At 68.4% G+C, this 5,213-nt stretch carries 5 protein-coding genes; 3 read left to right on the top strand and 2 right to left on the bottom strand.

Annotation, left to right across the window (positions count from 1 at the left end):
• Positions 1-89 precede the first annotated feature (89 nt).
• Positions 90-965, bottom strand: coding sequence for a D-alanyl-D-alanine carboxypeptidase family protein (locus ACFVH5_RS43855; RefSeq protein ID WP_385839284.1), 876 nt, complete (start codon positions 963-965; stop codon positions 90-92).
• 224 nt (positions 966-1,189) lie between these two features.
• Here ACFVH5_RS43855 and ACFVH5_RS43860 point away from each other — a divergent pair, with 224 nt between their 5' ends.
• Together ACFVH5_RS43860 and ACFVH5_RS43865 are read left to right on the top strand one after the other, a co-directional pair.
• Positions 1,190-1,852, top strand: a complete 663-nt coding sequence (locus ACFVH5_RS43860) for a GntR family transcriptional regulator (RefSeq protein ID WP_384803708.1) — start codon at positions 1,190-1,192, stop codon at positions 1,850-1,852.
• On the top strand, positions 1,849-3,159 hold the full coding sequence (locus ACFVH5_RS43865; protein WP_385839285.1) for a nitrate/nitrite transporter: 1,311 nt from the start codon (positions 1,849-1,851) through the stop codon (positions 3,157-3,159). Before ACFVH5_RS43860 ends, ACFVH5_RS43865 begins: the two co-directional genes overlap by 4 nt.
• Positions 3,160-3,282: 123 nt before the next feature.
• On the opposite strand, the gene ACFVH5_RS43870 is transcribed toward ACFVH5_RS43865, so the two are convergent.
• Positions 3,283-4,107, bottom strand: coding sequence for a maleylpyruvate isomerase family mycothiol-dependent enzyme (locus ACFVH5_RS43870; RefSeq protein ID WP_385839286.1), 825 nt, complete (start codon positions 4,105-4,107; stop codon positions 3,283-3,285).
• A 154-nt stretch (positions 4,108-4,261) separates the two neighbouring features.
• Here ACFVH5_RS43870 and ACFVH5_RS43875 point away from each other — a divergent pair, with 154 nt between their 5' ends.
• Entirely contained in the window at positions 4,262-5,071 is an 810-nt protein-coding gene (locus ACFVH5_RS43875; RefSeq protein WP_385839288.1) for a carbon-nitrogen family hydrolase, read from the top strand.
• Positions 5,072-5,213: the final 142 nt, after the last annotated feature.

Below are 5,213 nucleotides of genomic sequence, written 5' to 3' on the forward strand. Positions count from 1 at the left end.
GTTCCCCGCGCCCCTGAAGGGCAAAGACTGCGCCGTTCCCCGCGCCCCCTTTTCAGGGGCGCGGGGAACGGCGCAGTCGGTTGAGCTGGTTACCTGGCGAAGCCGTAGTTCATGAGCTTCTTCGCGTCCGACTCACGGGCCGAGATGGACGTCGAGGCGAGGACCGTACCGATGACGGTCTTGCCGTTGCGCGTGGCGGCGAAGACCAGGCAGTACTTGGCCTCCGGGCCGGAGCCGGTCTTCACACCGATCGAACCGGAGTAGCTGCTGAGCAGACCGTTGGTGTTGGTCCACGCAGCCATCGTGCGGGTGCTGCCGGTCTTCGTGATGGTCTTCGCCGTGTACTTCTTCGTCTTCACGATCGCGCGGAAGTTGGCACTCTTCATCGCGCTGCTGGTGATCTTCGTGAGGTCACGCGGCGTCGAGTAGTTCGAGCCGTTGCCGATGCCGTCGAACGAGTCGAACTTCGTGTTCGTCAGGCCGAGGTCCTTGGCCTGCTTGTTCATCTTGCCGATGAACGACTTCACTCGGGCGGCACGCGTCGAGCCCGAACCGAACTTGTCGGCCAGGGCGTACGCCGCGTCACAGCCGGACGGCAGCATCAGGCCGTACAGCAGCTGACGGACGGTGACCTTGTCGCCGACGATCAGACGGGCCGAGGAGGCGGTGTTGGCGACGATGTAGTCGCTGTACGCCTTCTGGATGGTGACCTTGGTGTCGAGGTTGAGGTTCGGCTGGGACAGGACGACCTTCGCGGTCATGATCTTCGTGGTGGAGCCGGTGGAGCGGCGGGTGTCCGCTGCCTTGGTGTAGAGCGACGTGCCCGTGCCGTTGTTCATCACGAAGCCGCCCTTGGCGGCGATCGTGGGCTTCGTGAGGGCCTGCGCGGGCGCCGTACCGAGGGCACCGGTCGCGAGCACGGCTCCGGTGGTGAAGACCACTGCGGCAGCTCTGCGGACGCGCATGCCCTTAATGGCAGTTATCAAGTCGATTACCCCGATTACGTTGGAAACACCGAACTGGTGTCAAATGCCCCAAGAGAGCGCCCACTTGCCGGTGGCGCCTTCTCTTCAGACACACGAGTAGCACAAAAGGATGTGCGGTTCCTGAAGCGGGGTGCCCCTTTTTACCTCGTCCATATCCTGGACCGTCCGAGACGATGCGTACGTGTTGTATCTATGCTGTGCGCATGCCTTCCGCCCCGTCCCCCGTCGTGAAGCCGCCGCCCGCCGCCGAACGCGTATACGCGCACGTCAAACAAGCTGTGCTGGAGCGCAGGTACGAGGGTGGGACCCTGCTCACCGAAGGCGAACTGGCCGACGCCGTCGGTGTCTCACGGACACCGGTGCGCGAGGCGCTGCTCAAACTGGAAGTCGAAGGGTTGATCCGGCTCTACCCGAAGAAGGGGGCCCTCGTCCTGCCCGTCTCCGCGCAGGAGATCGCGGACGTGGTGGAGACCCGGCAGCTCGTCGAGGCGCACGCCATCCGCAAGGCGGTGCCGGCCTCGCCCGCGCTGATCGAGCGCCTGACCGAACTCCTCGCCGAGCAGCAGGACCGGGCCGCCGCCGGTGATCTGGCCGGAGCCGCCGTCACCGACCGCTGCTTCCACGCCGAGATCGTCCGCAGCGGGGGCAACGAGATCCTCTCCCGCCTCTACGACCAACTGCGCGACCGGCAGCTGCGGATGGGTGTCGCCGTGATGCACGCCCACCCCGACCGGATCACCAAGACGCTCACCGAGCACCAGGAGATCCTCGACGCGCTGCGCTCCGGCGACGCGGAGGCGGCGGTCGACCTGGTGCACCGTCACGTCAGCTGGTTCTCCAACCTCGCCCGGGGAGACGTCCGATGAGCTCGTCCTCGTCGTCCTCCCTGGCCCTCCCCGGCGACCCGCCCGGCGGCCGTCGCGCCGTGACGGTCTGGTCCGTCGGCGTCTCCGTCTACTTCGTCGCGGTCATCTTCCGTACGTCGCTGGGGGTGGCGGGGCTCGACGCCGCCGACCGCTTCCACGTCAACGCCTCCGCGCTCTCCACCTTCTCGATCCTCCAGCTCCTCGTCTACGCGGGCATGCAGATACCCGTCGGCCTGATGGTCGACCGGCTCGGCACGAAGAAGGTGCTGACCTTCGGCGTCGTGCTGTTCACGATCGGACAGCTGGGCTTCGCGTTCTCACCGACGTACGGAACGGCGCTGGCCTCGCGCGCGCTGCTCGGGTGCGGTGACGCGATGACGTTCATCAGCGTGCTGCGGCTCGGCTCGCGCTGGTTCCCGGCCCGGCGCGGACCGATGGTCGCGCAGCTCGCCGGACTGGTGGGCATGGCGGGCAACCTCGTCTCGACGCTCGTACTGGCCCGGCTGCTGCACGGAGTCGGCTGGACGGCCGCGTTCGCGGGCAGCTCGGTCGCCGGTGTCGTCGTACTCGTCCTGATGCTGGCATTCCTGAAGGACCACCCCGAAGGGCACGAGCCCGAGCCGTTCCCGCACCGGGGAGCCGCCTACGTACGCCGTCAGATCGCGGCGTCCTGGCGGGAGCCCGGCACCCGGCTCGGACTGTGGGTGCACTTCACGACCCAGTTCCCGGCGATGGTGTTCCTGCTGCTGTGGGGACTGCCGTTCCTCGTCGAGGCCCAGGGCCTGTCCCGCGCGACGGCCGGGGAGCTCCTCACCCTCGTCGTGCTCTCCAACATGCTCATAGGCCTGGTGTACGGGCAGATCGTCGCCCGGCACCATGCGGCGCGGCTGCCGCTGGCGCTCGGCACGGTCCTGTCGACGGCCGTGGTGTGGGCCGCCACACTCGCGTATCCCGCCGAGCACGCGCCGATGTGGCTGCTGATCGTGCTGTGCGCGGTGCTCGGCGCGTGCGGGCCCGCTTCGATGATCGGGTTCGACTTCGCGCGGCCGGCGAATCCGCCCGAGCGGCAGGGGACCGCCTCCGGCATCACCAACATGGGTGGGTTCGTCGCGTCCATGACGACGTTGTTCGCGGTGGGGGTGCTGTTGGACGCCACCGGGGGGAGTTACGGCGTCGCCTTCTCCGCCGTGTTCGTTCTGCAGGCGCTCGGGCTGAGTCAGATTCTTCGGTTGCGGAAGCTTGCGGCTCGGCGGGAGCGGGAGCGGTTGGTTGCCAGTCGGGTGGAGACGGTGCACGTGCCCGTGTAGGGGGATGGGTGTGCGGGGGCTTTTTTCGCCCCCGCCGCCCCTACCCGTTCCCGTCCACGTATGGGGGCTGCGCCCCCTCGCCCCCCTTTGTCCTCAAACGCCGGACGGGCTAGTGGGTCGGCGCTACGGCGTGACCGTGAAGTTGTGGAGGATCGCTGCCGTCAGGTCCGGGTCGCCCTCTGTCTTGAGGCGGTCCGAGACCGACTCCGGGGTCACCCGGCCGCAGGCCAGGCGGAAGTAGGTCTCCCAGTCCAGGGCGAGGGTGGCGGCCGGGCCGAGGGAGGGGGAACCGTCTATCGAGCCGACACCGTCCGCGTCGACGCGGACCGTGCGCAGGAACTCGACGGGGCCGTGGACGTCGAAGACGATCGCCGAGTTCGCCGGTGCGCCCGCGTCCTTCGCGACGACCTTGGGGAGCCTGCTGAGCAGGACGTCACGGGCGATGTACGCACCCGGGGAGTCGAGGTTGCCCGGCCTGCCGAGGGTGGTGCGCAGGTCCTGCTCGTGCACCCAGAGGTCGAACGCCCGGTTGCGCATGGACTCTTCGAGGGTGACCTCGGTACCGAGCGGGCCGCGGACCAGCGCGTCGGGCCGGCGCGACTCGTTCCTCAGCTGGCGGTTGCGGCGGATGATCGTGTACTCCAGCTCGGAGGTCATCTCCGGAGCGGTGTGGTGACGGCGGACGTCGACCTGCATCTCCATGTACCGCTGGTGCTCGTTCGTCACGTGGTACAGGTCGCGGGGGAGCGTGTGGATCGGCCGGGGGTCGCCCAGCGCCTCGCAGTCGAGGCCGATCACATGGGAGACGAGGTCGCGCACCGACCAGCCAGGGCATGGAGTCCGCCGATTCCATTCACCCTCCACCAGCGGTGACACGAGATCGGATATCGCGTCGATGGAGTGCGTCCAGGCGTCGGCGTAGGACTGAAGGCTGGGATGCAGACTCACGGAACGGGACCCCTCGGGCGGTTGGGCGCGGGCAGAACACAGGCTGCGGGTGTCTTGGGACGCTAAGTTACGCTGCTGTGAGGCACCCCGGCAGTGCTTTCGTGTGACGATCGTAGGCCCGTATCAAAGCCTCGAATGCCAGGACGGTGGTAGTGTGCGCGCCTCTCTCCTCCAGATCGACGTGGACGAGGCCGAATCGGTCGACGCCCGCAGACAGCGTGTCGCCTCGCTCGTACGGCAGCAGACCGCGTCCGACCTGGTCATCCTGCCCGAACTCTGGACGACGGGCGCCTTCGCCTACGAGTCGTTCGGCACCGAGGCGGAGCCGCTCGAAGGCCCCACTCATGAAGTGATGGCCAAGGCGGCGAGCGACGCGGGTGTGTGGTTGCACGCGGGGTCGATTCCCGAACGGGTGACAGGTGAGGCGGGGTCCGGCGGAGGGCTCTACAACACCTCGCTCGTCTTCTCCCCCTCCGGAGACCTCGTCGCCACGTACCGCAAGATCCATCGCTTCGGCTTCGACAAGGGCGAGGCCGTGCTGATGGGTGCCGGGTCCGAGCTGGTCACCGTGCGGCTGCCGGAGACCACCGTCGGGCTGGCGACCTGTTACGACCTCCGGTTCCCCGAGCTCTTCCGGGGGCTCGTCGACGCCGGGGCCGAGACGCTCGTCGTCTCCGCGGGGTGGCCCGAGCGGCGGCGCTCGCACTGGACGCTGCTGGCGCGTGCGCGGGCTGTCGAGGACCAGGCGTATGTGCTCGCCTGTGGAACGGCCGGGGCGCATGCGGGGGTTCCGCAGGCCGGGTACTCGATCGTGGTCGATCCCTGGGGGGAGGTTCTCGCCGAGGCGGGGGCCGGGGAGGAGGTTCTCGTCGTGGAGTTCGATCCTGCGCGGGTCGGTGCGACGCGGGAGCAGTTTCCCGCGCTGAAGGATCGGTTGCTGGGGGTTGCGGCGCCGCGGCGGTGAGGTGCCGGCCGGCCGGGGGTGGGCAGGGGTTTTTCGCCCCCGCCGCCCCTACCCGTTCCCGTCCACGCATGGGGGCTGCGCCCCCTCGCCCCCGTTGTCCTCAAACGCCGGACGGGCTGAAATGCTTTCCTGTCTCTTATAC

The organism is Streptomyces sp. NPDC127119 (assembly GCF_042677425.1).
Taxonomy (GTDB): domain Bacteria; phylum Actinomycetota; class Actinomycetes; order Streptomycetales; family Streptomycetaceae; genus Streptomyces.